This is a genomic window from Tistrella mobilis, from assembly GCF_039634785.1.
Classification (GTDB): Bacteria; Pseudomonadota; Alphaproteobacteria; order Tistrellales; family Tistrellaceae; genus Tistrella; species Tistrella mobilis.
In genome coordinates this window covers 362,376-385,429 of the sequence record NZ_JBBIAB010000002.1, presented here as the reverse complement: position 1 = coordinate 385,429, position 23,054 = coordinate 362,376, and the positions used below count along the sequence as shown (strand labels likewise).

Genomic DNA, 23,054 nt, shown 5'->3' with positions numbered 1-23,054 from the left:
CGCCTTGCGTTATGATGGCGCTGCCCGATGGTGCGGCGAGGGGATGGATGTCCGATGCACACCGAAGACCAGAGCGCTGCGATCGCCTGCGTGAAAGAGCATCTGGCGGCAGGCGACGGCGTGCCGCCGCGGCTGGTGGAGACCCATATCTCGCTGGTCTTCATCGGCCGGACCCGCGTTCTGAAGCTGAAGAAGGCGGTGCGGTTTCCCTATCTGGATTTCGGCACCGCGGCGCTGCGCGCGGCCGCCTGCGGGCGCGAGGTGGCGTTGAACCGGCGCACCGCGCCCGGGATCTATCTGGGGGTCCGGCGGCTGACCGCCGGCCCCGACGGCCGGGTGGTGATGGAGGGGGCGGGCCCGCTGGTCGATGCCGTGGTCGAGATGGTCCGTTTCGACGAGGACGGGCTGCTGGACCGGCTGGCGGAGCGTGACGGCGCAGGAGAGGGAGACGGCGCAGGAGAGGGAGACGGGCTGAACCGCGGCCTGATCGAGGCGCTGGGCCAGGCCGTGTACGATTTCCATGCCGCCGCCCGGGTGATCGGGCCCGATGGCGGGGCCGATCGGGTGCGGCGGGTGCTGGAGATCAACCGCCAGGGGCTGGAGGCGGGCCATGCCGCCGGGCTGCTGGATGGCGGGGTCGTGCGCGCCGTGATCGGGGCGAGCGAGGCCGCCTTCACCGCCCATGCCGCCCTGCTGGAGACGCGCGGGCGGATCGGGCGGGTGCGCCATGGCCATGGCGATCTGCATCTGCGCAACATCGTGCTGATCGACGGCCGGCCCACCGCCTTCGACTGCATCGAATTCGACGACGATCTGGCGATCACCGACGTGCTCTATGATCTGGCCTTTCTGATCATGGACCTGCTGCACCGCAACCGCCCGGCTGCCGCCGCCGCGGTGTTCAACCGCTATCTGGATGCCGGCCCCCAGGACGATGCCGGCGCCACCCATGACCGGGGCCCGGGGCTGGCGCTGATGCCCCTGTTCCTGGCCATGCGCGCGGTGGTGCGCGCCCATGTGGGGGCCGCCGCCGCGATGGATGCGAGCGGTGCGGATCGTGACCGGATCGCGGCCGAGGCCGGCGCCTATCTGGACCTGGCCCGCCGGCTGCTGGCCCCCGCCCCGCCCCGGCTGGTGGCCGTGGGCGGGTTCAGCGGCAGCGGCAAATCGACCATCGCCGCAGCCCTTGCGGCCGATCTGGGCGCCGCACCGGGGGCCCGGATCATCGCCAGCGACCGGCTGCGCAAGCGCGCTTTCGGCCAGGCCGCCACCACCCGCCTGCCGGCCGAGGCCTACACCCCCCAGGTGTCGGAACGGGTCTATGCAGAGATGGCGGCAGAGGCCGCGGCGGCGCTGGCCGCCGGCCATTCGGTGATCGCCGATGCCGTCTTCGACCGCGCCGATACCCGCGCGCGCATCCGCGCCGTGGCCGACGACGCCGGCCTGCCCTTCGACGGGCTGTGGCTGGAGGCACCCGAGGCGGTGCTGGTCGAGCGCGTGACCGCAAGGCGGGGCGACCCGTCGGATGCCGATGCCGATGTCGTCCGCGCCCAGCTGGCCCGCGCGGCCGGCAGCGCCGGCCCGACGGACTGGCATCATCTTGCCGCGGATGGCATGCCCGGGGACCGGGCCGCGCGAGCCCGGACGATGCTGGGTCTCACCTCTGCCCCCCTCTCTACCGCTGCCACTGCGCCAGAATGACCAGCGCGCCGGCGAAGACCAGCCCCGCCCCGGCCCAGTCGGACAGGCTCAACCGCACGCCGTCGACCACCCGCAGCCAGACCAGGGCGGTGGCGACATAGATGCCGCCATAGGCCGCGAACACCCGGCCGCTCGCCGCCGGGTGCAGGGTCAGCAGCCAGACGAACAGGGCGAGCGCCGCCACCCCCGGCAGCAGCACCCAGGCCCCGGTCGCACCACGCAACCATAGCGCGGGAAGAACGCATCCGATAATCTCGGAAAGCGCGGTGATGACGAACAATCCGACGGTTTTCAGCATGCGGCCCGGCGTCGCACCTCAAATAGGGGAACAGACCTCGTTTGTTTACACTTTCTTCGTGATGATCATGCCACAAAAGGGCGGGTGTCCATGCCGGATGTGGCAGGGGAACGGCACCCGCCTGTGGACGGATGATCCTCATGTCGGATGATCGGGTGGCAGAGGACGAGGATCTGAAGACGTCGGAACGGCGCTGGACGTTCCGCAGTACGGTCGCCGTGGCCGCCATCCTGGCGCTGGCGATCTGCAGCGCCTTCGCCATTGCCGGCACCCGCATGGCGGATGCCTTCGATCGCGTGCGCGAGACCCGGGCGGTGATCGCCGCCGCCGACGGGCTGCTGACCGCGCTGACCGATGCCGAAACCGGCCAGCGCGGCTATCTGCTCACCGGCGACGAAGCCTATCTCGCCCCCTATTACAGCGCCCGCCCCCTGGTCGGCCGCCATCTGGACGAGCTGGACCGGCTGTTCCGGAGCATCAACCGCCAGCGCGCCCTGCTGGACCGGCTGCCGGGGCTCGTCTTCGGCAAGATGACCGAGCTTGAGGAAACCATCATCCTGCGTCGGGTGGGCGGGCTTGCCGCCGCGATCGATCAGGTCCGCGACGGCCGGGGCGCCGCCTCCATGGCCGAGATCCGCAGCCTGTTGACCGATCTGCGCACGGGCGAACAGCAGGAACTGGACACCCACACCGCCGACGTCCTCACCAGTTTCCGCGCCGGCGGGCTGCTGGCCGGCATTTCGGTGCTGGGCCTGATCATCCTGACCTTCGTCTATCTGAGAGCGCAGGACCAGGCCCAGCGCCGGCAGCTGGCGCTGACCGACGGGCTCAAGGCCGCCAAGGCCGATCTGGAACGGCGGGTCGAGGAACGCACGGCGGAACTCGCCCGCGCCAACACCATCCTGTCGCGCTTCCTGGCCAATGTCAGCCACGAGCTGCGCACGCCGCTGAATGCGATCATCGGCTATGCCGACGCGATCGCAAGCCGGATCCTCGGCCCCCTGGGCAATGAGCGCTATGTCGATTTCGCCCGCAACATCACCTTCAGCGGCCGCCATCTGCTCGACATGATCAACCACATCCTCGACTTCTCGAAGGTCGAGGCCGGCGGGCTGGAGCTGGAACTTGAAGCGCTGGATCCGGTGTCGGTGGCCGAGGGCTGTATCGACATGATCCGCCCGATGGCCGACGAGGCCCGGGTGGAACTGGTGCTGGATGCCGGCGATGCGCCGCAGCGGATCATCGCCGACCCGCTGCGGCTGCGCCAGATTCTGCTGAACCTGTTGTCGAATGCGGTGAAATTCACGCCCGAGGGCGGCCAGGTGCGGCTGGAACTCGCCGCCGTTCCGGTCGATGCCGGCACGCCCTGGCTGATCCGGCTCAGGGTGCGCGACGACGGCATCGGCATGACGCCCGACCAGGTGCAGGTCGCGCTCACCCCCTTCGGCCAGGTCGACAACGCCATGGGCCGCCGCCATGCCGGCACGGGGCTGGGCCTGCCGCTGACCCGCCATCTGGTGGAACTGCATGGCGGCCGGTTCCGGATCGACAGCGCCCCCGGCGCCGGCACCACGGTCGAGATCGCCCTCTGATCCGCTGGGCGGCCCCCCACGCTCCGCAGAGCGAACCGGATGCCGCCGCCCCTTGTCCCGCCGCCCCGCACGCGCCTATGCTCCCGCGGAACCACAAGAACCGTATCCAAGGGAGGCTGCGGCCCCATGCAGAACCTGTTCGACATTTCCGGCAAGGTGGCACTGGTCACCGGCGGGTCGCGCGGCATCGGCGAGATGATCGCCACCGGCTACGTCGAGAACGGCGCCAGGGTCTATGTGTCGTCGCGCAAGGCGACGGTCTGCCAGCAGATCGCCGACAAGCTGTCGGAACGCGGCACCTGCATCGCGCTGCCGGCAGATGTGTCGACCATGGCCGGCATCGAAAGCCTGGTCGCCGAGATCACCGCGCGTGAACAGAAGCTCGACATCCTGGTCAACAATGCCGGCGCCACCTGGGGGGCGGCCATCGACGACTATCCGGAAAGCGGCTGGGACAAGGTGGTCGACCTCAACATGAAGTCGGTCTTCTTCATGACCCAGAAACTGCTGCCGCTGCTCAGGGCCTCGGCCTCGGCCGCTGCACCTGCCCGGGTGATCAACATCGCCTCGATCAACGGCATCAACCCCACTTTCCTTGAAACCTATGCCTATACCTCGTCCAAGGCCGGCTGCATCATGCTGACCCGCCATCTGGCGAAACGGCTGGCGGCCGAGAACATCCTGGTCAACGCCATCGCCCCCGGCCCCTTCCCCAGCCAGATGATGGCGGCGACCTTGGCCGAACGCGGCGACGAGGTGATCGCCGAGGTGCCGCTGGGCCGCATCGGCCAGCCCGAGGACATCGCCGGCGTCGCGATCTTCCTGGCCTCGCGCGCCGGCGCCTATACCACCGGCGCCACCATCCCCTGCGACGGCGGCGCGGCGGAGGTCTGATCCCCCCTCCCGGCTCCGCCCCCGGCTCAGCCGGCCTCCACCACCGGCAGCGGCAATTCCCCAAGGGCGGCGCGGATGCGCGCCGCGCCGGCGGCGGGCCAGTCGGGCGGCAGGTCCAGCCGCAGATGCAGGCCGTTGGTGCCGTCGGTCGCGGCGCTCACGGCCTCCGTCGCGGCCGGATCGATCGCCGCCAGCAGCGCGCGGGCGGCGGCCTCTGCCGCCAGCTCGCGCAGCCGCGGCTTGAAGATCTTGCCGACCGGCGTCACCGGCATGTCGGCAAGCGGTTCGATCCGCTTCGGCCGGGCCGGCGGCTCGGTGATGCGGGTGTCGATGAAGCCCGCCAGATCGGCCAGATCAGCACCTTCGGCCGGCACCACGAACAGCATCGGCACCTCGCCCGCATAAGCATCGGGCAGGCCCACCGCCGCGGCCATGGCGACGCCCGGATGGGCCATGGCGGCATCCTCCAGGATCAGCGGGTCGATATTGTGGCCGCCGCGGATGATCAGATCCTTGATCCGGCCGGTGATGTGCAACTGGCCGCTTTCGGCGATGCGGCAGATGTCGCCGGTGCGCAGCCAGCCGTCATGAAACGCCGCCTCGGTCTGGCGCGGGTCCATATAGCCCGCGAAGACCTGCGGGCCCCGGGCCAGCAGCTCTCCCGCAGGGGTCGGCGCCGTCCGGTGCAGCACGCCCTCGGCCAGAACCGCCACCTCCACCTGGGCCAGCGGCAGGCCGACCGCGGCGCCGTCGGGCATGACATCGTGATGGACCTGGGCGATGGCGCCGGAAAATTCGGTCATGCCATAGACCTGGCGCACGGCATCGCCGCCCCAGGCGGCCAGGAAGCGCTTCACCACCTCCGGCGGGCAGGTCGAGGCGCCGGTCAGCACCACGCGCAGCGACGACAGATCGGCGCCCTCGGTCGGCGTGCCGGCAACCGCCCCCAGGCTGGTCGGCACCAGCGCGCCCACGGTGATGCGGTGGCGGGCGACCATCTGCCAGAAGGCCGCGACCACGGCCGGGTTGCGGAAGCCGGCGATGGTCGGAAACCACATGCCGGCCCCGGCCGCCGCCGCGGCCAGCGCGCCCACGAAGGCGCCGCCCACATGGAACAGCGGCAGACCCGCCAGCAGCCGGTCGTCCCGGCGATAGTCGATCGACAGCATGGAGCCCAGGGCCGAGGCGACCATGCTGCGCTCGGTCAACCGGGCGAGCTTGGGCGCGCCGGTGGTGCCGCCGGTGGGATAGAGCGCCGCCACCCGGTCGGGATCGGCCGAGACGCGCCCCTCGTCGAGCCGGGTGCGCCAGTCGGCATCAGGCTCCAGCGCCTCGCCGTCCAGGGCGACGCTGCCGTCGATCGGCGCAGTCAGGATCCGCAGGCCGGGGATCTCCGCCTCCAGCCCCGCGACCTTTTCATAAAGCCCCGCCGGCGCGCCTTCCGGCGGCACGATCAGCAGTTTCGCCTTCGCTGCTTTCAGCTGGCCGGCGATGGCATCGCGGGTGAACAGCAGGTTGAGCGGCTGTGCCACCCCCGCCCACATCGCCGCCCAAAGCGACACCATCAGCGCCGGGCAGCTGGGCAGCAGGATGGCGACCGCATCGGTCGGGCCGACACCCAGGGCACGAAAGCGCGCAGCGGCGGCCGCCACCAGCCCCATCATCCGGTCATGGGTAACGGGGTCCGTGCCCGGATGGTCGGGGGTCGGCAGATGCACCAGCGCCACGCCCTGGGGGTTCAGGCGGGCGCCGCGCGCCACCAGATCGATCACCCGCGGATGGGCGGCGGTCAGGTCGGCGGCCAGCTGGTCGGTTGCCGGCTGGTCGGTGGAGGTGGGGGTGGAAGCGTCGGTCCGGGTCATGGGGTCACGTCACCTCTGGTCGAGGGACCGCCCATCCCGACCGGTCGGGATCAGCTTCGGGAAAGCCCTGCGACGGCGGGCGGCTGCATGGCCGGCGGCAGCACGCCGTCGGTCAGGCGGATGTCGAGCCGGCGGGAGCCGGCGACGATGTCGCGGGGGCGCAGGCCGAAGATGTTGCGGATCGACCGGCTGAAATGGGTCTGGTCGGGATAGCCGAAATCCAGCGCCAGATGCGCCAGATTGGGATTGCGGTTGACATGGGCAAGCGAGATCCGCGCCCGTTTCCAGGCGCGCCAGTTGCGGAAGCTCACCCCCGTCTGCTCACGGAACAGGTGCAGGAAGCGCGACACCGACAGCTCGCACAGCGCCGCACAGGCCTCGGCCGAGGGGAAGGCCTGGATGTCCGCCGGGGCCTGGCGCACCACCGCGCGGATGCGGCGGTCCATCGCCCGGGGGGCGATGGCGGCCCCGAAGAAGGCGCGGTCGAAATCGGGGCTGTCGGGGCAGGCGCCGCCCGGGCGGGCGGCGAGATCGGCATGGGCGGCGCGGATCCGGGCCACCGCTTCCGGCGCCTCGACGATGCCGGCGGCCCCGGGCAGGGTCAGCGCCCGGCGGATGAAACCGGGCAGGCCGTCGGGGGCGACGGTCTCGGGCTCGATCTTCACCGCCAGGATGTCGCGACCTTCGGCGCGGATGGTGTGGGGGGTATAGGCGGGCACCACCGCGCAGCTGCCGACGCGATCGGAGCCGCCTGCCACCTGAACCGCGATCCGGCCCCGGGGCGCCACGTAGATGCCGATCCCGCCCAGATTGCGGGTGGTCGGCCGGCCCAGCAGCCCGGCATAGAACAGCCGCTCCGGGCCGATCAGCATCACCCGCGGATTGCCGCCGTCACGCATCGCCATCACCCCGCCCTCCCGGTCAGGCGAGGCCCGAGAAATCGGGTGTGCGCTTCTGGAAGAAGGCCCCCACGGCCTCGCGCACGGCGGGGCCTTCCATCAGCGTGGCGAGCGCGCGCATCTCGGCCTGGATCGCAGCTTCAAGCGCCGCCAGATGCACGTCCTGAAGCAGCCGCTTCGTCGCCCGCACCGCCTCGCCCGCATAGCCCGCGATCTGGTCGGCCACCGCATCGGCGCGGGCCTCCAGCATGTCGTGGGGCACGATTTCGGTGACGAGCCCCGCGGCCAGCGCCTCTTCGGCGCCGATCTTGCGGCTGGTCAGCATCCAGTCCCGCGCCCGCCGCTCCCCCACCGCCAGCGGCAGCAGATAGCTGGAGCCGATCTCGGGGCAGATGCCGAGGCTCGAGAACGGGAACACGAAACCGGCACGATCCGAGGCGATGACGATGTCGCAATTCAGGATCAGCGTCGACCCGCCCCCGATCGCCGGCCCCTGCACCGAGGCCACGATCGGCTTCTGAAACCGCGCCAGTTCCAGCGTGCATTCGTAAAGCGCCGAGCGCTCCCACCCGCCTTTCAGCGGGTTTTCGACGAATTCATGCAGGTCGCCGCCGCGGGTGAACGCATCGCCGGTCGATCCCAGCCGCACCACCCGCACCGCCGGATCGGCCGCCTGCTCGCGCAGGGCATCGCGCAGCGCCGCAAACAGCGCCGCATTCATCAGATTGCCGGTCTCAGGCCGGTTGAACACGATCTGCGCGACACGTCCGCGACGCTCGACGGCGATGGGCATCAGGCATTTCCTCCCTGGCCACCGCCTGCATGGGCGGGGCGCGTTCTTGTGGGTTGGGGGTATAATGCCTGTGTTTAGGTATTTAGGCAATGCGGGCTGACATCTGTCAGCCGCATACATGCATGGCCCATTTATACGCGATTCATTCTCATTTGCATATTGACCGGAGAGGCACGTGGTTCCTATCGTGCCGGGTATCCGCTTTGGGGTTGATTCCCGCCCCCGAGGAGACCTGAGAGGAGATGCAACGGATGCCCGTTCCGGCCCATCCCGACCCTCGCCGGCCGGCACGGCTTGCCGGCCGGATCCTGCCGGGGATCCTGTTCGCCGCCGGTGCCACCGCGCTGATCGTCCTGCCGCTCAGCCAGGGGCCGTTCCTGGCGATGCAGACGGATTACCCGAGGGACACGCTGATCGCCGGCACCGTGGTCACCTTCCTGTGGTTCCTGGCGCTCTGGCTGATGACCGCCCGCCTGGTCCGCATCGCCCGCCGAAGCCCGGCCCGCCGCGCCGCAGGGCTGGGCTTCAGCCTGGGCCTGCTGCTGATCCTGGGCGTCGCCCTGGCCCGCATGCTGACGGGATCAGGCCTGATGGGCGTGGTGATCGGGGGGCCGGCGGCACTGGCTCTGGTGCTGGTGGGGGAGCGGCTGTTCCGTGACCACAAAACATACTGAAACGACCCGGCCTGCTTCCGGGATTGGCCGCATCTGGCGGAGCTATGTCGACCTCGTCTGCCGGTATACCCCGATCTACCGGCGATCCGTGCCGCGTCTGACGATCGGCTTCGCGCTCGTGCTGATCGGCATCGGCCTCTGGGCGCTGTTCGGCGACATCTGGATGGTGGGTGTCTTCGCCGTTGCAGGCGTCTCACTGATGGGGGAGTTCCAGGGTGATATCCGCCATGCCTGGGATACGAGAAACAGGAAAAGAGATCATGAGCGAGAATAATTCACAGATCAGTTACGAGGAATTCAATTACTGGGTCGGGCATCTTTCAACGGTATTTGACAGCCTGGCAGATGCCTCAGCCAGCCTGCCCACCTGGAGCGTCGAAGAAGTTGCCGCAATCAGAAGTGCATTTAGTCTCGCAAGTAGAATGACCCTGACGCCGGCGCAATATTATGCAACATATCAAGAAGATGGAATCCGTGGCGTATTAGCCGCTTATGCCACCAATACAGCAACATCATATGCCATGGAGGCCGCAACCAGTTGGGCTGTCGCAAGTGCGGGCGCCATGGGACTTTCAGCAGGCGCATCATTGATGGTCGGCCTTGGAACGGGCGTGATCGTCGGAGTTGGAATCTCGTACGGCATCGATTGGGCAACAGGCGGCAACTTGACCGGTAGCATAGCTGACATGGTCGGTTACCTGAACGACTACACGCGAACTCAGGATGGCCCGATCAGGCTATCCGATGGAACTATCCTTCTACCCGAGATAATTGTGACACCCAACGAGGATTTTACCGCACTTGAAGAAGCTCGTGATCTGCTGAACGGGCTGAACGCAGATATTGGCACGTTTAACTCTCTGTTCGAACGCTATGGTGTTGAATTTGACGCGCATGAGCTCATTCAGATGGAAGGCAACGATTTTGATTTTACGACAGCCATGGAGATGATGGAGCGAACTCTGGTGGATCTCTCAAAGAGCCCCCAAGATTACAAGGACACGCTCAACGCCGCGAACAACATATTCGAAAGCATGAAAAAGCTGGCAGAACTTTACGAAAGCAAGAAGGACATCTTTGACACAATCAAACCTGAATTCGGGGAGCAACTCAAAAAAGCTCTGGATAACGTCGGTGACTTCGTGCGCGAGTCGGCGGAACACATGACCCCACTTGTCCTGGACCTGAACGGCGACGGCCTTCATACCATCTCCATGCTCGACTCGGATGCCGATTTCGATTTCGGTGACGGCAACACCAACGCCCACGGCTGGCTATCCGCCGAGGATGGATTCCTTGCCGTCGATCGCAATGGCAATGGCCGGATCGATGATCTGTCCGAATTGTTCGGCAGTCGTGATCGTGACGGCTTCTCCATCCTGGCGGATCATGACGACAATATGGACGGCGTCATCGACGCTGCCGATGCAATCTTCGCCGACCTCAAGGTCTGGATGGACATCAACGGTGACGGGACATCACAAGCAGGTGAGATAACCGGCCTGTCTACGCACGGCATCACCGCAATCCGGCTGGATGCCCGTCTGCAGGACATCGACGATCAGGGCAACTGGCTGCCATTGTCGGGCAGCTTTCTCCGTGATGATGGCAGCTTCGGAGAAATCGCCGATGTTTATTTCGCCCGGCTCCGGAGCAACCCGGACCAGCCCATGGATGTCATCACCTCGTCCCGGGTCGTCCTGGGCGGCCGGCACGACGACCGGCTCGAAGGCAGCAACACCGATCAGATCTTCCTGGGCGGCCGCGGCCGTGACGTGTTCGTCTGGGAAACCGGCCAGGGCCATGACATCATTGCGGACTTCACCGCCCACGGCCCTGAGGCGGACATCATCGACCTCACCCGCACCAACATCCGCAAGCTGGAAGATGTCCGCAGGAAGTTGATCGATACCGACGGCGATGTGACCCTGGCACTCGACGATACCGGGTCATTATCTCTGCTGAACATCCGCATCTCAGATCTCTCTGCTGCCAACTTCATGTTCGCCTGAGAATGCAAGACGGGGCGATGCCATCCGGATGTCGTCTGGCATGCCTGGGACACTTATCAGCGCCCAGGCATGCATCTGACGGCCGAGACAGTTGATACCCGGCGCGCCCGGTTGGAAGCGGGGGAAGACGCGGAGCCGCCAGCGTGCGATAATTGGATGCCTTGCACCTCACGGCTACAGAGCGCACCTGATGCCGACCGATCGACATCCCCCGCAGGCGGAGCATATCCTTTCCGGCCACACCCTTGCCGAGTTGCGTGCGCTGGTGCAGGAGGGCATCGACAGCGGCCCCGCAACCCCCTTCGATCCGGAGAACATCAGCCACGAGGGGCGACGGCTGCTGAAGGCCCGGCGGCTCAGGGCCCGACACGATTGACCATGCGGTCGCCGTACCACAGGCGCACGGGCCTTCTGAACCTTTGGCTTTATGTTGGCAGCGAGACTCCTGGAGCGGCAGATGCCCTTGTCAACGGCATCCATCGGCGCCTGGATCGGATGACGCGCCCCCCTCTTCAGGCAGGCGGGGCATTGCGCAGCCCGTTGGCTGACGGGATCCGCCCTGATGGGCGTGGTGATCGGGGGGCCGGCGGCATCTGGCGGGGCTATGTCGACCTCGTCAGCCGGCATACCCCGATCTACCGGTGATCCGTGCCGCGCCTGACGATCGGCTTCGCGCTCGTGCTGATCGGCATCGTCCTATGGGCGCTGTTCGGCGACATGTGGGTGGTGGGTGTATTCGCCGTTGCCGGGGTCTCGCTGATGGGGGAGTTCCAGGGTGATATCCGCCATGCCTGGGATACGAGAAACAGAAAAAGAGATCATGAGCGAGACTGATTCATAGGTCAGTCACGAGGAATTCGATGACCGGGTCGGGCATCTTTCAACGGTATTTGACAGCCTGACAGATGCTTCAGAGGCCGTCTCGACACCAACAAAGAGAAGGATATCGAGGCCACCATCGACTTCGCAGAAACATTCCTCTACGTCGCTGCGGTCATGCTTCTCGTCCGCAGGATCCCAAGGGGAGGATGAGTTTCGAGGTCGACCCTAAGCAGAAGGCCAGACCGGCATGATCGAGTTCGGATCGGTCGCGTTGATACAGTAGACGAGCGTCAGATAGGGCGACATATTGGGGTGCGGCACGCCGCCCCCGGTAGGTGCGATGGTTGCATCGGCCATGGCGACGGTGACAGGCGCACTGCCGTCACCGACATACCCTTTATACAGATACTGCTTTTCCTTGAACGGATATTGCGGCGATCCGATCAGGGTCGTGCTTCCGGGCTGCGCCGCGCGCTCAACGCTTATCTGCGTCTGTATCACATGCGTATGGGCCGGAATGGTGTCCTCGGTCAGCGCGACGGTGGCAGAGCCCACCGCCTGCCCGGCGGTGAAGCTGCGTCCGGCAGACATGCCCGTACCGATCACCGCCGACCCCAGCAGAGACGGCAGGCCGAACGTCCCCTCGCCGCCGCCATAAGTCGTCCCGATGACCGAGAACAGATTCTGGTATGTGACCGTCGACACCAGGCTTCCGTCGCACAGCAGCCATCCGGCCGGGATGAAGGCATAAGGAAAGGCGCGGACTTCGCCGACAAACACGTCCATCAGGCACCTCCTTCCGGCATCGTCTGCGGCATGCTGCCCGCCACGGAGATGATGTAGGCCATGGGCATGCTCGGCATCATATTGTCGTGGGGCTGGTTGCCGCCGACATAGGTGAGCATGCTCGCCGACAGGGCGACCGATCCGGCCGTGGCCGATTGCGGCACGAAGGTCTGAAACGGCTGGGGCGGAACGGCGGGAACCGCGCCGTCCGGCAGCGGCGTCGTGGCCGCATCCGTTGTCACCATGAAATCATGGCTGTGGGGCGGCAGGGCCGTCAGGGTCGTGGTCTGCTGGCCGCCGGTCTCCGCCAGCTGATAGGCGGGCTGCGCGGCGGTCGCCGCCCGCTGGCCGATCGGCAGCCGCCCGCGAAGATCGGGCAGGGCGAACTGCCTGACCCCGTCCCCGCCATAGGTGGTGCCGATCATGGAAAACAGGCCGGGATACTGGCTGATATTCACCAGGCTGCCGTCGCATTTCAACCAACCGACCGGCGCCCGATCCGTCGCGATCAGACGGATTTCCCCCATCAAGCTGCCATCCATGGACCTGACCTCCGGTCAGCTGCTGCGTGAAGGATAGGGACCGTTCGTGCAGATGCAGTAGCTCAGCACGATATATGGCTGCCGGTTTTCATGCGGCAGATCGGCCCCGGTGGAGGTGACGGTCATCGGGTGCAGCGCGGTGAGGGCCGCCGGATCAGGCTTCCAGACGGGCGGCCCGGCCGGTAGCGACGAGGATTGCGGCGTCGGCTCCGCCAGATATGCGCCGGCCGGGTTGACCGCATCGGCCGGTGCCGACACGGCGGCCACGGGGTGCGTGTGTGGCGGCAGGGTCTCGACCGTCACCGTAACCTGCTCGCTGCCGCCGGTCTCCCCCCGCCCGGCGGGCGCCGCGCCGATGATTGCCCGCCCCCGCAGATCAGGCAGGGCGAAGTTCAGGGCATCACCGCCGAAGGCCTTCCCCAACAGGGTGAACAGGGCCGGATTGGCCGTGATGCCGATAAGGGAGCCGTCACATACCGCCCAATTATCGGGGATCTTGTTGTGAGCGAACAGACGGATTTCACCAAGATAGGCCAGCAGATCGGACACCGGCGCACCTTTCCGGCCAGGGCTTCAGACAAGGCGCGATGTCAGCTGGCGTTTCCCAGCCCGTCATTCACGACCACCGGTCCGCCGGCAATCGTGTTGTCGGTGACGTCGAGCACGGTCAGCTGCGGGCGCTGCCACAGGGGGGAGGTCGCGGCCGTCTGATCGGATGCCGCCGCGGAAGGCTTCGGATGCGCGCTCATGGGCATGGTTTCTTGCACAAGGGATGGACAGGGCCCACGGATGGACAGGGGCGAGAGATAGACACAGGCTGGCATCCTGCGCCACGTCCGGTCATGCGGGGGTACCGTGTGGCGTGAATATCCCGTACATATACGACGACATTTGCACAGGCGGCAACGCGGATCAGCGGCCAGCCCGAGACAAATCCGCGTGATGTGTCATCGGTGCAACATCGTCCCGACCAGGGTTTTCAGCTGCCCGAATTCGGCCTCCAGCCCGCTCGCCGCGGCAAGCACCTCCTGCGACACCCGGCCGCATTCATCGGCGGCCTCGCGGACGCGGCCGATATTGGCCGCCACCTTGCGGGCACCCTCAGCAGCCGTGGTGACACGGCCGGCGATGTCACGGGTTGTGGCGCCCTGCTCTTCGGTGCCGGCCGCGATGGCCGACGAGATGTCGCGCAATCGTGCGATCACTGCACCGATGTTCTGGATCGCCTCCACCGTGCCGCGGGTCTGCTCCTGGACCGAGGCGATCTGACCCGCGATCTCTTCGGTGGCGCGCGCGGTCTGGGTCGCCAGGCTCTTCACCTCGCCGGCCACCACCGCAAAACCTTTGCCGGCGGCCCCGGCGCGCGCCGCCTCGATGGTGGCGTTGAGTGCCAGAAGATTGGTCTGGCTGGCGATCTGGTTGATCAGGCTGACCACGGTACCGATCCGGCCCGCGGTGTCGGCCAGTTCCTGCACCAGCGCGTCGGCGCGGGCGGCCTCGTCACCTGCCGAGCGGGTGACGGCGTCGGCTTCGGCCATCCGCGCGCCGATTTCGCCGAGCGATGCCGCAAGCTGCTCGGTCGCCGCGGCAATCGCCTGGGCCTCGCCCGAGACCTGTGCCGCGGAACCGTCGGCCGCCCTGATCTCCTCCAGCCCGTGATGCGCCCCGACCGTCAGGCTGCGGGCCCGCGACTGCATCTCGTCGGTCCGGCGGGCGAAGCCCTCGGCGCGCCCGATCACCTCTTCCGCCATGCGCCGGCCGGCCGCACGCTCCTCCACCACCCGCGTCAGGTCGCGCCAATAGACCACCGCCAGAGGCCGACCCTGATGCTCGAAGGCGACAAGCGTCACCTCGACGGGCACAGGCGTGCCATCCAGCCGGCAATGGGTCCATTCGAAACGCGAGAACCCCTTGGCCAGCGCCGCCTGCAGATGCGCCACCGCCCCCGCCTCGGACGGAGAGCCATCCGGCTGGGCAGGGGGCGACAGCCGTGCCGGCTGCAGGCCGATGATCTCGGTGCGATCGCGTGCGCCCAGGAAGCGGACGGCAGCATCGTTGCAGGCCAGAAACCCGTCGGGCCCGGCGACCAGGATCGGATCTGCCGAGCGATCGAACGCAATACGGGCAAGCATTTCGGCCACATCGCCCCCAGGCGTGGCGGCGCCTGCGGTACCACCGGCCTGGCCGCGCCCGACACGGCCGAGGCCGAGCCCGCCCAGGGCAAGCGCGGTGCCCGCGAGCCCCGACAGCAGCTCGCCACCGCCCGCCATCTGCCCTGCCACAATCGCCGCCGGCACCGCCGCCAGCACAAGACCCGCTCCCAGAAGCTGCCGCATGTCCATGGACCGATCCCACTCCGAAATCCGACCATCGGTGCAGATTGCATCGATGGCAGGCGCAAGCTAGTGGAATCGGCACGCATATGAAAGAGCCAATCACTGACGCGTCATATGACGCCGCAGAAATTGAGTGTTTTCTTTAACTATCTGAAATTTACCTATTATTTACCATGACCCGGCAATCTCTCCGGGGTCGTTTATCATATCGGCGGCACACGAAATCTGCGCAATATCCTGCAATTTTTCGGCAGGTGGTCAAATGGCCGTGATCGAGCCCGACCCGCATGCGCCATCGCCCGCATGCACCATCGGAGGGCGTTTTAAGCCAAGGTGCAGCTAGGGATTTTATCTTCGGCCATTTGGCAAAACCGACAATCAGGCCGCACCGCCCGCCCCCAGCCGCCCCTCCCTTCCCCGCAGCCACTGAACGCAAGACGCGCCGCCCCCGGGCCCGATAGGCTGGGGGTCGGGCGGTTGCCGGCTGCATCCCCCAATGCTCTCCTCCCGAGGCCGGCGACCGCCCCCGCAGGACCAGACCAGACACGACCATTCCATCCGCACGGCAGAGGTGCCCGGCCCATGACGCAGATAACGTCCTCCATCTCGACCGGAGCCGAGAGCTTCCAGGCGAACCGCCGGGACATGACGGCGCTGATCGATCGGGTCCGGGCGCTGGAGGCGCGGACGCGGGCGGCATCTGCCCGGTCGAAGCCGCGGTTCGAAAAGCGCCATCAGCTGCTGCCCCGCGAACGCGTCGCCCTGCTGCTGGATCCGGGCACGCCCTTCGTCGAGCTGTCGACCTTGGCCGGCTATCTGATGGACAATACCGACCCCGAGAAGAGCATTCCGGGCGGCGGCGTCATCGCCGGCATCGGCTTCGTGTCGGGCGTGCGGGTGATGGTGTCGGCGTCCGACAGCGGCATCGATGCCGGGGCGCTGCAGCCCATGGGCCTGGCCAAGCAGCTGCGCGCCCAGGAACTGGCGCTGGAGAACAAGCTGCCCTATGTCCAGCTGGTCGAAAGCGCCGGCGCCAATCTGATGAACTACCGCGTGGAAGATTTCGTCCATGGCGGCAGCATGTTCCGCAACCTCGCCCGGCTGTCGGCCGCGGGCCTGCCGGTGGTGACCGTCACCCATGGCTCGTCGACGGCCGGCGGCGCCTATCAGACCGGGCTGTCGGACTATATCGTCATGGTCCGCGACCGCACCCGCGCCTTCCTGGCCGGCCCGCCGCTGCTGAAGGCCGCAACCGGCGAGATCGCGACCGAAGAGGAGCTGGGCGGTGCGGTGATGCACACCAGCATTTCGGGCCTCGGCGACTATCTGGCCGAGGACGACCGCCATGCCATCGCCATCGCCCGCGACATCGTGGCCGGGCTGGACTGGGATGCGGGCCTGGTGCGCACCGCGCCGGAACAGGCGCCGCAGCCGCCCCGGCTCGACCCCGAAGAGCTGGTCGGGCTGATGCCGGTCGACCACAAGCGGCCGGTGGATATGAAGCAGGTCATCGCCCGGATCGTCGACGACAGCGATTTCCTGGAATTCGGCGAGCGCTACGGCCCGGCCACGGTCTGCGGCCATGCCCGGATCGAGGGTTTCGCGGTCGGCATCATCACCAATAACGGTCCGATCGACCCGGCCGGCGCCAACAAGGCGACGCATTTCATCCAGGCCTGCTGCCAGTCGGAAACCCCGATCATCTACCTCAACAACACCACCGGCTATATGGTCGGCCGCGCCTATGAAGAGGCGGGGATGATCAAGCACGGCTCCAAGATGATCCAGGCGGTGACCAGCGCCACGGTGCCGCAGATCACCATCTATTGCGGCGCATCCTTCGGTGCCGGCAATTACGGCATGTGCGGCCGCGGCTTCCACCCGCGCTTCTGCTTCTCGTGGCCCAATGCGAGGACCGCGGTGATGGGTGGCGAGCAGGCCGCCCAGACCATGGCGATCGTCACGGCGGCCGCCGCGAAGCGCAAGGGCGTGGAGCCGGATCAGGCCCAGCTGGATGCCCTTCAGAAGCGGATCATCGACATCTTCGACGGCCAGATGAGCGTCTTCGCCACCAGTTCCCGCCTGCTGGACGACGGCGTGATCGACCCGCGCGACACCCGCGCGGTGCTGGCCGAGGTGCTGGCGATCTGCCGCGAGGCCGAGGCCCGCCAGCCCCGCCGGATGCAGTTCTCGGTCGCCAGGCCGTGACCGGAGGGCCGCCCTCTGCCTGATCCGGGCAGAGACGCGCCGCCCGCCCCACCCCTTCCCCGTTTTCCGTCAGAGTGTCAGGGTCATGGCCGAACCTACCCCCTTCTCCACCATCCTCATCGCCAATCGCGGAGAGATCGCCCGCCGGGTGATCCGCACCGCCCGCCGCCTGGGCTATCGCACGGTCGCGGTCTATTCCGATGCCGATGCCGGCGCCGCCCATGTCCGCGAGGCCGACCGGGCCGTGCGCATCGGCGAGGCCGCACCCGCCGCTTCGTATCTCAAGATCGACGCGATCATCGCCGCCGCCAAAGCCGCCGGCGCCGATGCCATCCATCCGGGCTATGGCTTCCTGGCCGAGAATGCCGCGTTCGCCGGCGCCTGCGCCGAGGCCGGGATCGTGTTCATCGGCCCCTCGCCCGCCGCCATCATCGCCATGGGCGACAAGGCCGGCGCCAAGCGGGTGATGGAAGCGGCCGGCGTGCCCTGCGTGCCCGGCTATCAGGGCGAGGACCAGGACGAGGCCCGGCTTGCCGCCGAGGCCGGCCGGATCGGCTTTCCGGTGATGATCAAGGCGACCGCCGGCGGCGGCGGCCGCGGCATGCGGCTGGTCGAGCGTGAGGCCGACTTCCCGGCCGCCCTCAAGAGCGCACGATCGGAAGCGCAGAGCGCCTTCGGCAACCCCGATGTGATCATCGAAAAGGCGATCCTGTCGCCGCGCCATGTCGAAATCCAGGTCATCGCCGACCGTCATGGCAATGTGCTGCATCTGGGCGAGCGCGACTGCTCGGTTCAGCGTCGCCACCAGAAGGTGATCGAAGAGGCGCCCTCGCCCGCGGTCGATGAAGATCTGCGGGCGCGGATGGGCGAGACCGCCGTCCAGGCCGCCCGCGCGATCGGTTACGAGGGCGCCGGCACGCTGGAATTCCTGCTCGATGCCCAGGGCCGCTATTACTTCATGGAGATGAACACCCGGCTGCAGGTGGAACATCCGGTGACCGAGGCCGTCACCGGGCTGGACCTGGTCGAGCTGCAGCTGATCGCGGCGGCCGGCGCGCCGCTGCCGATCACCCAGGCCCAGGTGCAGGTGCGGGGCCATGCGATCGAGGTCCGGCTTTGTGCCGAGGATCCGGCGAAGGGCTTCATGCCCCAGAGCGGCCGGTTCAGGGCCTGGGCGCCGACCGCGGCGCTGCGGGTCGATCATGCCCTCGGCGGCGACCCGGAAATCTCGCCCTATTACGACTCGATGATCGCCAAGGTCATCGCCCATGGCGACAGCCGCGCCGATGCCTGCCGGAAGCTGATCCACGGGCTGGAAGACACGGTGGCGCTGGGCATCGCCACCAATCAGGGCTTCCTGGCGGCCTGTCTCGCCCATCCGGTCTTCGCGGCCGGCCAGGCGACCACCGCCTTCATCGGCGCCCATGGCGACGAGCTGCTGGCCCGCGACGCCCGGGCCGACCGCCGCGCCGCCGCGGTCGCGGCCCTGCTGCTGCACGGCATCGCCACCGACGGTCGCGGCGTCGCCGGGCGCAGCCTGGCCCATACCCTGCCGGTGCCGGTGCTGCTGGCGGTGGACGGCATCGCGATGGGCGTGTCGATCGCCCGCGCCGGCCCCGGTCGCTTCACGGCCGAGGTCGAGGGGGAGATCGTGGACCTGGCCCCGGTCGAGCTCGCGCCCGAAGCCCAGGGCGTGGCGGGCGCGCTGGTCGCCGCCATCGACGGCACCACCACCCGGCTGCGTTTCGCCCGCGACGGCCATGTGCTGCATCTGCATCTGGACGGCCGGCCGGTCCGCATCGACGACCGGTCTTTCGAACCCGCCCATCGCGCCGGAGAGGCCGCGGGCGACGGCCGGATCCGGGCGGCGATGAACGGCCGGGTGGTCGCGGTTCTGGCCGCCATCGGCGACGAGGTCGAGCCCGGCCGGCCGCTGGTGACGCTGGAGGCGATGAAGATGGAGCATGTCCACAAGGCCGACCTCGCCGGCCGGATCACCGCCATCACCGTCGGCGAAGGCGACCAGGTCGGCGCGGGCCAGGTGCTGGTCGAAATCGAGGCCCCGGCTGCCGCAGGCTGAACCAACCCGACTGCCGCAGGCTGAACCCACGGAGACGCCCCCCATGAACCTCCTGCGCTCCCCCTATCTCTCGCCCGAGCATCTGGAGTGGCAGGACACGCTCCGCCGCTGGGTGGCGCGCGAGATCACCCCCTTCGTCAATGACTGGGACGAGGCGGGCGAATTCCCGCGCGACCTCTACCGCAGGGCGGCGGAGATCGGGCTGCTCGGCCTCGGCTATCCGGAAGACTATGGCGGCATCCCGGCCGACCGGTTCATGAGCATGATCGCCGGCCGGGAACTGGCGCGCTGCGGGGCGGGCGGCGTGCCGGCCAGCCTGCTCAGCCACACCATCGGTGCGCCGCCGATTTTGAAGGCCGGCTCGGACGAGCTGAAGGCCCGGGTGCTGCCGGGCATTCTGGCGGGCGAGAAGATCTCGGCGCTGGCGATCACCGAACCGAATGGCGGCTCCGATGTCGCCAGTATCCGCACGAAGGCGCGGCGCGAGGGCGACCATTATGTGGTCAGCGGCGAGAAGACCTTCATCACATCGGGCATGCGCGCCGATTATTACACGGTCGCGGTGCGCACCGGCGGCCCCGGCCGCGACGGCATCAGCCTGATGGTGATCGAGGCGGGAAGCCCCGGCTTCGCCCGCACGCCGCTGAAAAAGATGGGCTGGTGGGCCTCCGACACCGCGACGCTCCATTTCGACGAGGTCCGGGTGCCGGTCGCCAATCTGATCGGCGAGGAAGGCTCGGCCTTCCGGACGATCATGCTGAATTTCAACGACGAGCGGATCTCGCTCGCCACCACCGCCTGTGCCTTCGCCCGGGTCTGCGTGGACGAGGCGGCCGCCTATGCCCGCGAGCGCATCACCTTCGGCAAGCCCTTGTCCAGCCATCAGGTCATCCGCCACAAGCTGGTCGACATGGCCCAGCGTGTGGAGGTGACCGAGGCCTTCATCGAAAGACTGGTCTGGGCGCTGGAAGCCGGCGACAATCCGGTTGCCCAGATCTGCATGGCCAAGAACCAGGCCACGCAGACCATGGCGTATTGTGCCTCGGAAGCCGTGCAGATCTTCGGCGGCGCCGGCTATATGCGCGGGGCGGCGGTGGAGCGGATCTACCGCGAAGTGAAGGTCAATGCCATCGGCGGCGGCGCCGAGGAAATCATGAAGGATCTGGCGAGCCGGCAGATGGGGCTCTAGGCCCCGCTGCCCCCTACGCCGGACGGACAGCACCCGGGAGGATGTGACGCCTTGCTGACCCTCTATCATTGCCACGACGCCCGTTCCTTCCGCCCGCTCTGGACGCTGGAGGAGCTGGCGGTGGAAACCGGCGGCCCGGCCTACGAGTTGAAGATGCTGCCCTTCCCGCCCCGGGTGTTCCAGAAGAGCTATCTGGAGATCAACCCGCTCGGCACCATCCCGGCCCTGTTCGACGAGGGCAAGCGGATGACCGAATCGGCGGCGATCTGCCAGTATCTCGTCACCCGCTATGGCCCGACCAGCCTGGCTGTGGCGCCGGACGAGGCCGATTACGGCCCCTTCCTCAACTTCCTGCATTTCGGCGAGGCGACGCTGACCTTCCCGCAGACCCTGGTGCTGCGCTATCGCTTCTTTGAACCCGACGAGCGCAAGCTGCCCCAGGCCGCCGACGACTACGCCAAATGGTTCCTGGCCCGGCTGCGGCTGATCGAGCAGATGACCGGCGAACAGGACTATCTCTGCGCCGGCCGCTTCACCGCCGCCGACATCTCGGTCGGCTATGCCATCCTGCTTGCCCATTCGGTGGGGCTGGCGGGCGAACTCGGCCCCAATGTCCGCGCCTATTGGGAACGGCTGTCGGGGCGCGAGGGCTTCCGGCGCGCCAAGGCGGTGCAGCTGGCCGCCGCGGAAGAACAGGGCGTGCCGGTGCCGAAGATCGGGGTGTCCGGGTAGGGCACCGCCCGGTATCGCCAGGGGTTTACCCGGCCGCCGCCGATGCCTTTGATCGGACGCGGCTGCATGTCAGGGATGGTGCCGGCGGATGGATTGGTGAGCCCGTCATCCGCCAGGCCACATCTTCGATATGCACCCGGGCCGGGAGACCCGCCATGGCAGACGCCATCCATGCACACGCGCCGGCAGCGCAACAGACGGACATTCTTGAACGACTGGCCCGGCTGCTGGCCGCCGCCGGCCGTGACGCCGCTCTTCATCACCGGCTGTGCCAGACCCCGAAGGCCGTGCTGGCCGAGGCCGGCCTGGCCGTGGCCGACGGCGTTCAGGTGACCATCCGTATCACGGACTCCGCGGATGCCGCGGCGATTGCCGAGGCGACCACCCCGGACCATCTGGTCCTGCCCGTCCCGCCGCTTGCCGGCCAGGATGCGCTGAGCGATGCCGATCTGGACCATGTGTCGGGCGGCAACCGGTTCTACGATCAGGTGCAGACTTTCGGCCCCTCATTCACGACCGGCATCCCGGGCATATTCGGCCTGCGTTGACCGCGCGGACCATAAGCCGGAATGAGACGGACGGCCGGGTTTCAGAGACGGCGCGAAAAGTCGGGCCCGGCCGCCCGCGCTATACTGGGGGCATCAGCCTGCGCGCGCGGACGCAGGACAGCGAAAGACCGATGCCATGCCCGACACCCCCGCCCCCACCCCGACCGATCCGCTGCACCGCCTGGCCAGGCTGCTGAACGATGCCGCCCATGATCGGGCCCTGCATCAGCGCCTGCTGGCCGATCCGCGCGCCGCACTCACCGCGGCCGGCATCGCCGTCGACGACGATGTCCGGGTGACCGCCGAAATCACCCCGCCGGCCGAGGCCGCGGCCGTGGTGGCGCGCACCACCCCCACCTGGCTGATCCTGCCGGTGCCGCCGCTGGCCGGCGATGCGGCGCTCAACGACAGCGATCTGGACCGGGTTGCCGGTGGCGGCTGGTTCAACGACCTGATCTCGGCCATCGGGCCGATCGCCGGATCGGCCATCGGCAAGCTGATGAACGGCCGTTGACCCGATGAGACGGACGGCCGGGTTTTAGAGACGCAGCGAAAAGTCCCGCCGGGCCGCCCCCGCTATACTGCGGTCATGATTGCACGCCAGCGGAAGCCTGTTCCATGACCGACGCCACTGCCGCGACCGATACCGATGTCCTGCACCACCTGGCCCGGCTGCTGAACGATGCCGCCCACAACCCCGCCCTGCATCAGCGCCTGCTGGACGATCCGCGCGCGGCCCTGGCCGAAGCCGGCCTGCCGGTCGGCGATGCCGTCGAGGTGACGGCAGAGATCACCCCGCCCGCCCGGGCCGCAGCGGTGGCGGGCCGCACCACCCCCGACCATCTGGTCCTGCCGGTGCCGCCGCTGGTCGACGGCCGCGAGCTGAGCGATGCCGATCTGGACGGCGTCTCCGGTGGCGGCGCGCTCGCCAATTTCTTCGGCAGCCTGTTCGGGGCCGCACGGGTGGCCTTCAACCAGATTTTCTACCGGAAGGTCGACATAGCCGGGGCGGTCGCCCAGCACCATGCCGATGCGCAGGCTGCCCGGGGCGGGAGCTGACGCGCGCCTCACTGTTATTCTTGTTGC

Annotated in this window: 24 protein-coding genes; 15 read left to right on the top strand and 9 right to left on the bottom strand. The window is 67.9% G+C overall.

Translation table 11 applies throughout. The features are described from left to right. Window positions 1-54 precede the first annotated feature (54 nt). Window positions 55-1,701, top strand: a complete 1,647-nt coding sequence (locus tag WI697_RS04550; protein ID WP_345957567.1) for a bifunctional aminoglycoside phosphotransferase/ATP-binding protein — start codon at window positions 55-57, stop codon at window positions 1,699-1,701. On the opposite strand, the gene WI697_RS04545 is transcribed toward WI697_RS04550, so the two are convergent. Then, window positions 1,676-1,999: a YnfA family protein gene (locus WI697_RS04545; protein WP_345957566.1), complete on the bottom strand. Its 324-nt coding sequence runs from the start codon at window positions 1,997-1,999 to the stop codon at window positions 1,676-1,678. The genes WI697_RS04550 and WI697_RS04545 overlap by 26 nt on opposite strands. 140 nt (window positions 2,000-2,139) lie before the next feature. On the opposite strand from WI697_RS04545, the gene WI697_RS04540 reads away from it, so the two are divergent. Next, window positions 2,140-3,591, top strand: coding sequence for a sensor histidine kinase (locus WI697_RS04540; RefSeq protein WP_345957565.1), 1,452 nt, complete (start codon window positions 2,140-2,142; stop codon window positions 3,589-3,591). Window positions 3,592-3,717: 126 nt separating this feature from the next. After that, window positions 3,718-4,485: an SDR family oxidoreductase gene (locus tag WI697_RS04535; RefSeq protein ID WP_345957564.1), complete on the top strand. Its 768-nt coding sequence runs from the start codon at window positions 3,718-3,720 to the stop codon at window positions 4,483-4,485. A 26-nt stretch (window positions 4,486-4,511) separates the two neighbouring features. Here WI697_RS04535 and WI697_RS04530 read toward each other — a convergent pair whose 3' ends face one another. From WI697_RS04530 to WI697_RS04520, 3 genes are read right to left on the bottom strand one after another with little or no spacing between them, the layout of a single operon-like run. Further along, window positions 4,512-6,347: an AMP-binding protein gene (locus WI697_RS04530; RefSeq protein ID WP_345957563.1), complete on the bottom strand. Its 1,836-nt coding sequence runs from the start codon at window positions 6,345-6,347 to the stop codon at window positions 4,512-4,514. Between the two features lie 50 nt (window positions 6,348-6,397). Further along, window positions 6,398-7,252 (bottom strand): AraC family transcriptional regulator, encoded by an 855-nt coding sequence (locus WI697_RS04525; RefSeq protein ID WP_345957562.1) that lies wholly within the window; start codon window positions 7,250-7,252, stop codon window positions 6,398-6,400. Window positions 7,253-7,268: 16 nt separating this feature from the next. After that, window positions 7,269-8,039, bottom strand: coding sequence for an enoyl-CoA hydratase-related protein (locus tag WI697_RS04520; protein WP_345957561.1), 771 nt, complete (start codon window positions 8,037-8,039; stop codon window positions 7,269-7,271). Window positions 8,040-8,290: 251 nt separating this feature from the next. On the opposite strand from WI697_RS04520, the gene WI697_RS04515 reads away from it, so the two are divergent. The 5 genes from WI697_RS04515 to WI697_RS04495 all read left to right on the top strand — a co-directional run bounded on the left by WI697_RS04515 (window position 8,291) and on the right by WI697_RS04495 (window position 11,559). After that, on the top strand, window positions 8,291-8,713 hold the full coding sequence (locus WI697_RS04515) for a hypothetical protein (RefSeq protein WP_345957560.1): 423 nt from the start codon (window positions 8,291-8,293) through the stop codon (window positions 8,711-8,713). After that, complete coding sequence (locus tag WI697_RS04510) at window positions 8,694-8,987, top strand: hypothetical protein (RefSeq protein ID WP_345957559.1); 294 nt, start codon at window positions 8,694-8,696, stop codon at window positions 8,985-8,987. Before WI697_RS04515 ends, WI697_RS04510 begins: the two co-directional genes overlap by 20 nt. Continuing rightward, window positions 8,974-10,725, top strand: a complete 1,752-nt coding sequence (locus WI697_RS04505) for a bacteriocin (protein WP_345957558.1) — start codon at window positions 8,974-8,976, stop codon at window positions 10,723-10,725. Before WI697_RS04510 ends, WI697_RS04505 begins: the two co-directional genes overlap by 14 nt. A 190-nt stretch (window positions 10,726-10,915) precedes the next feature. Beyond that, window positions 10,916-11,101, top strand: a complete 186-nt coding sequence (locus WI697_RS04500; protein ID WP_345957557.1) for a hypothetical protein — start codon at window positions 10,916-10,918, stop codon at window positions 11,099-11,101. Between the two features lie 272 nt (window positions 11,102-11,373). After that, window positions 11,374-11,559, top strand: coding sequence for a hypothetical protein (locus WI697_RS04495; protein WP_345957556.1), 186 nt, complete (start codon window positions 11,374-11,376; stop codon window positions 11,557-11,559). A 213-nt stretch (window positions 11,560-11,772) separates the two neighbouring features. On the opposite strand, the gene WI697_RS04485 is transcribed toward WI697_RS04495, so the two are convergent. The 5 genes from WI697_RS04485 to WI697_RS04465 all read right to left on the bottom strand — a co-directional run bounded on the left by WI697_RS04485 (window position 11,773) and on the right by WI697_RS04465 (window position 15,217). Beyond that, the gene (locus tag WI697_RS04485; RefSeq protein WP_345957555.1) at window positions 11,773-12,333 is read right to left on the bottom strand and encodes a phage tail protein; all 561 of its coding nucleotides are present in this window, start codon (window positions 12,331-12,333) and stop codon (window positions 11,773-11,775) included. Continuing rightward, the gene (locus tag WI697_RS04480) at window positions 12,333-12,875 is read right to left on the bottom strand and encodes a phage tail protein (RefSeq protein WP_345957554.1); all 543 of its coding nucleotides are present in this window, start codon (window positions 12,873-12,875) and stop codon (window positions 12,333-12,335) included. Before WI697_RS04480 ends, WI697_RS04485 begins: the two co-directional genes overlap by 1 nt. Window positions 12,876-12,890: 15 nt before the next feature. Continuing rightward, window positions 12,891-13,424 (bottom strand): phage tail protein, encoded by a 534-nt coding sequence (locus WI697_RS04475; RefSeq protein ID WP_345957553.1) that lies wholly within the window; start codon window positions 13,422-13,424, stop codon window positions 12,891-12,893. Between the two features lie 41 nt (window positions 13,425-13,465). Beyond that, entirely contained in the window at window positions 13,466-13,624 is a 159-nt protein-coding gene (locus WI697_RS04470) for a hypothetical protein (RefSeq protein ID WP_345957552.1), read from the bottom strand. Window positions 13,625-13,822: 198 nt separating this feature from the next. After that, window positions 13,823-15,217 carry a methyl-accepting chemotaxis protein gene (locus WI697_RS04465; protein WP_345957551.1) on the bottom strand — a complete coding sequence of 465 codons (1,395 nt, stop codon included), beginning with the start codon at window positions 15,215-15,217 and terminating at the stop codon, window positions 13,823-13,825. A gap of 576 nt (window positions 15,218-15,793) precedes the next feature. Here WI697_RS04465 and WI697_RS04460 point away from each other — a divergent pair. The 7 genes from WI697_RS04460 (at window position 15,794) to WI697_RS04430 (ending at window position 23,027) form a co-directional block, all read left to right on the top strand. Next, window positions 15,794-17,419 carry an acyl-CoA carboxylase subunit beta gene (locus tag WI697_RS04460; protein WP_345957550.1) on the top strand — a complete coding sequence of 542 codons (1,626 nt, stop codon included), beginning with the start codon at window positions 15,794-15,796 and terminating at the stop codon, window positions 17,417-17,419. Between the two features lie 85 nt (window positions 17,420-17,504). Further along, a complete protein-coding gene (locus WI697_RS04455) occupies window positions 17,505-19,499 on the top strand; it encodes an acetyl-CoA carboxylase biotin carboxylase subunit (protein ID WP_345957549.1) in 1,995 nt (664 codons plus the stop codon). Between the two features lie 43 nt (window positions 19,500-19,542). Continuing rightward, complete coding sequence (locus WI697_RS04450; RefSeq protein ID WP_345957548.1) at window positions 19,543-20,688, top strand: acyl-CoA dehydrogenase family protein; 1,146 nt, start codon at window positions 19,543-19,545, stop codon at window positions 20,686-20,688. 51 nt (window positions 20,689-20,739) lie between these two features. After that, window positions 20,740-21,420, top strand: coding sequence for a glutathione S-transferase family protein (locus WI697_RS04445; protein WP_345957547.1), 681 nt, complete (start codon window positions 20,740-20,742; stop codon window positions 21,418-21,420). A gap of 155 nt (window positions 21,421-21,575) precedes the next feature. Further along, on the top strand, window positions 21,576-21,968 hold the full coding sequence (locus tag WI697_RS04440; protein WP_345957546.1) for a hypothetical protein: 393 nt from the start codon (window positions 21,576-21,578) through the stop codon (window positions 21,966-21,968). A gap of 136 nt (window positions 21,969-22,104) precedes the next feature. After that, window positions 22,105-22,482, top strand: a complete 378-nt coding sequence (locus WI697_RS04435; protein ID WP_345957545.1) for a hypothetical protein — start codon at window positions 22,105-22,107, stop codon at window positions 22,480-22,482. 104 nt (window positions 22,483-22,586) lie between these two features. Next, a complete protein-coding gene (locus WI697_RS04430) occupies window positions 22,587-23,027 on the top strand; it encodes a hypothetical protein (protein WP_345957544.1) in 441 nt (146 codons plus the stop codon). Window positions 23,028-23,054: the final 27 nt, after the last annotated feature.

Coding starts and splice junctions, on each gene's coding strand:
- WI697_RS04540 (WP_345957565.1), top strand. CDS start 2,140: ATGTCGGATGATCGGGTGGCAGAGGACGAGGATCTGAAGACGTCGGAA.
- WI697_RS04450 (WP_345957548.1), top strand. CDS start 19,543: ATGAACCTCCTGCGCTCCCCCTATCTCTCGCCCGAGCATCTGGAGTGG.
- WI697_RS04505 (WP_345957558.1), top strand. CDS start 8,974: ATGAGCGAGAATAATTCACAGATCAGTTACGAGGAATTCAATTACTGG.
- WI697_RS04485 (WP_345957555.1), bottom strand. CDS start 12,333: ATGGACGTGTTTGTCGGCGAAGTCCGCGCCTTTCCTTATGCCTTCATC.
- WI697_RS04520 (WP_345957561.1), bottom strand. CDS start 8,039: ATGCCCATCGCCGTCGAGCGTCGCGGACGTGTCGCGCAGATCGTGTTC.
- WI697_RS04430 (WP_345957544.1), top strand. CDS start 22,587: ATGACCGACGCCACTGCCGCGACCGATACCGATGTCCTGCACCACCTG.
- WI697_RS04435 (WP_345957545.1), top strand. CDS start 22,105: ATGCCCGACACCCCCGCCCCCACCCCGACCGATCCGCTGCACCGCCTG.
- WI697_RS04515 (WP_345957560.1), top strand. CDS start 8,291: ATGCCCGTTCCGGCCCATCCCGACCCTCGCCGGCCGGCACGGCTTGCC.
- WI697_RS04545 (WP_345957566.1), bottom strand. CDS start 1,999: ATGCTGAAAACCGTCGGATTGTTCGTCATCACCGCGCTTTCCGAGATT.
- WI697_RS04535 (WP_345957564.1), top strand. CDS start 3,718: ATGCAGAACCTGTTCGACATTTCCGGCAAGGTGGCACTGGTCACCGGC.
- WI697_RS04460 (WP_345957550.1), top strand. CDS start 15,794: ATGACGCAGATAACGTCCTCCATCTCGACCGGAGCCGAGAGCTTCCAG.
- WI697_RS04465 (WP_345957551.1), bottom strand. CDS start 15,217: ATGGACATGCGGCAGCTTCTGGGAGCGGGTCTTGTGCTGGCGGCGGTG.
- WI697_RS04480 (WP_345957554.1), bottom strand. CDS start 12,875: ATGGATGGCAGCTTGATGGGGGAAATCCGTCTGATCGCGACGGATCGG.
- WI697_RS04455 (WP_345957549.1), top strand. CDS start 17,505: ATGGCCGAACCTACCCCCTTCTCCACCATCCTCATCGCCAATCGCGGA.
- WI697_RS04440 (WP_345957546.1), top strand. CDS start 21,576: ATGGCAGACGCCATCCATGCACACGCGCCGGCAGCGCAACAGACGGAC.
- WI697_RS04525 (WP_345957562.1), bottom strand. CDS start 7,252: ATGGCGATGCGTGACGGCGGCAATCCGCGGGTGATGCTGATCGGCCCG.
- WI697_RS04500 (WP_345957557.1), top strand. CDS start 10,916: ATGCCGACCGATCGACATCCCCCGCAGGCGGAGCATATCCTTTCCGGC.
- WI697_RS04470 (WP_345957552.1), bottom strand. CDS start 13,624: ATGAGCGCGCATCCGAAGCCTTCCGCGGCGGCATCCGATCAGACGGCC.
- WI697_RS04530 (WP_345957563.1), bottom strand. CDS start 6,347: ATGACCCGGACCGACGCTTCCACCCCCACCTCCACCGACCAGCCGGCA.
- WI697_RS04550 (WP_345957567.1), top strand. CDS start 55: ATGCACACCGAAGACCAGAGCGCTGCGATCGCCTGCGTGAAAGAGCAT.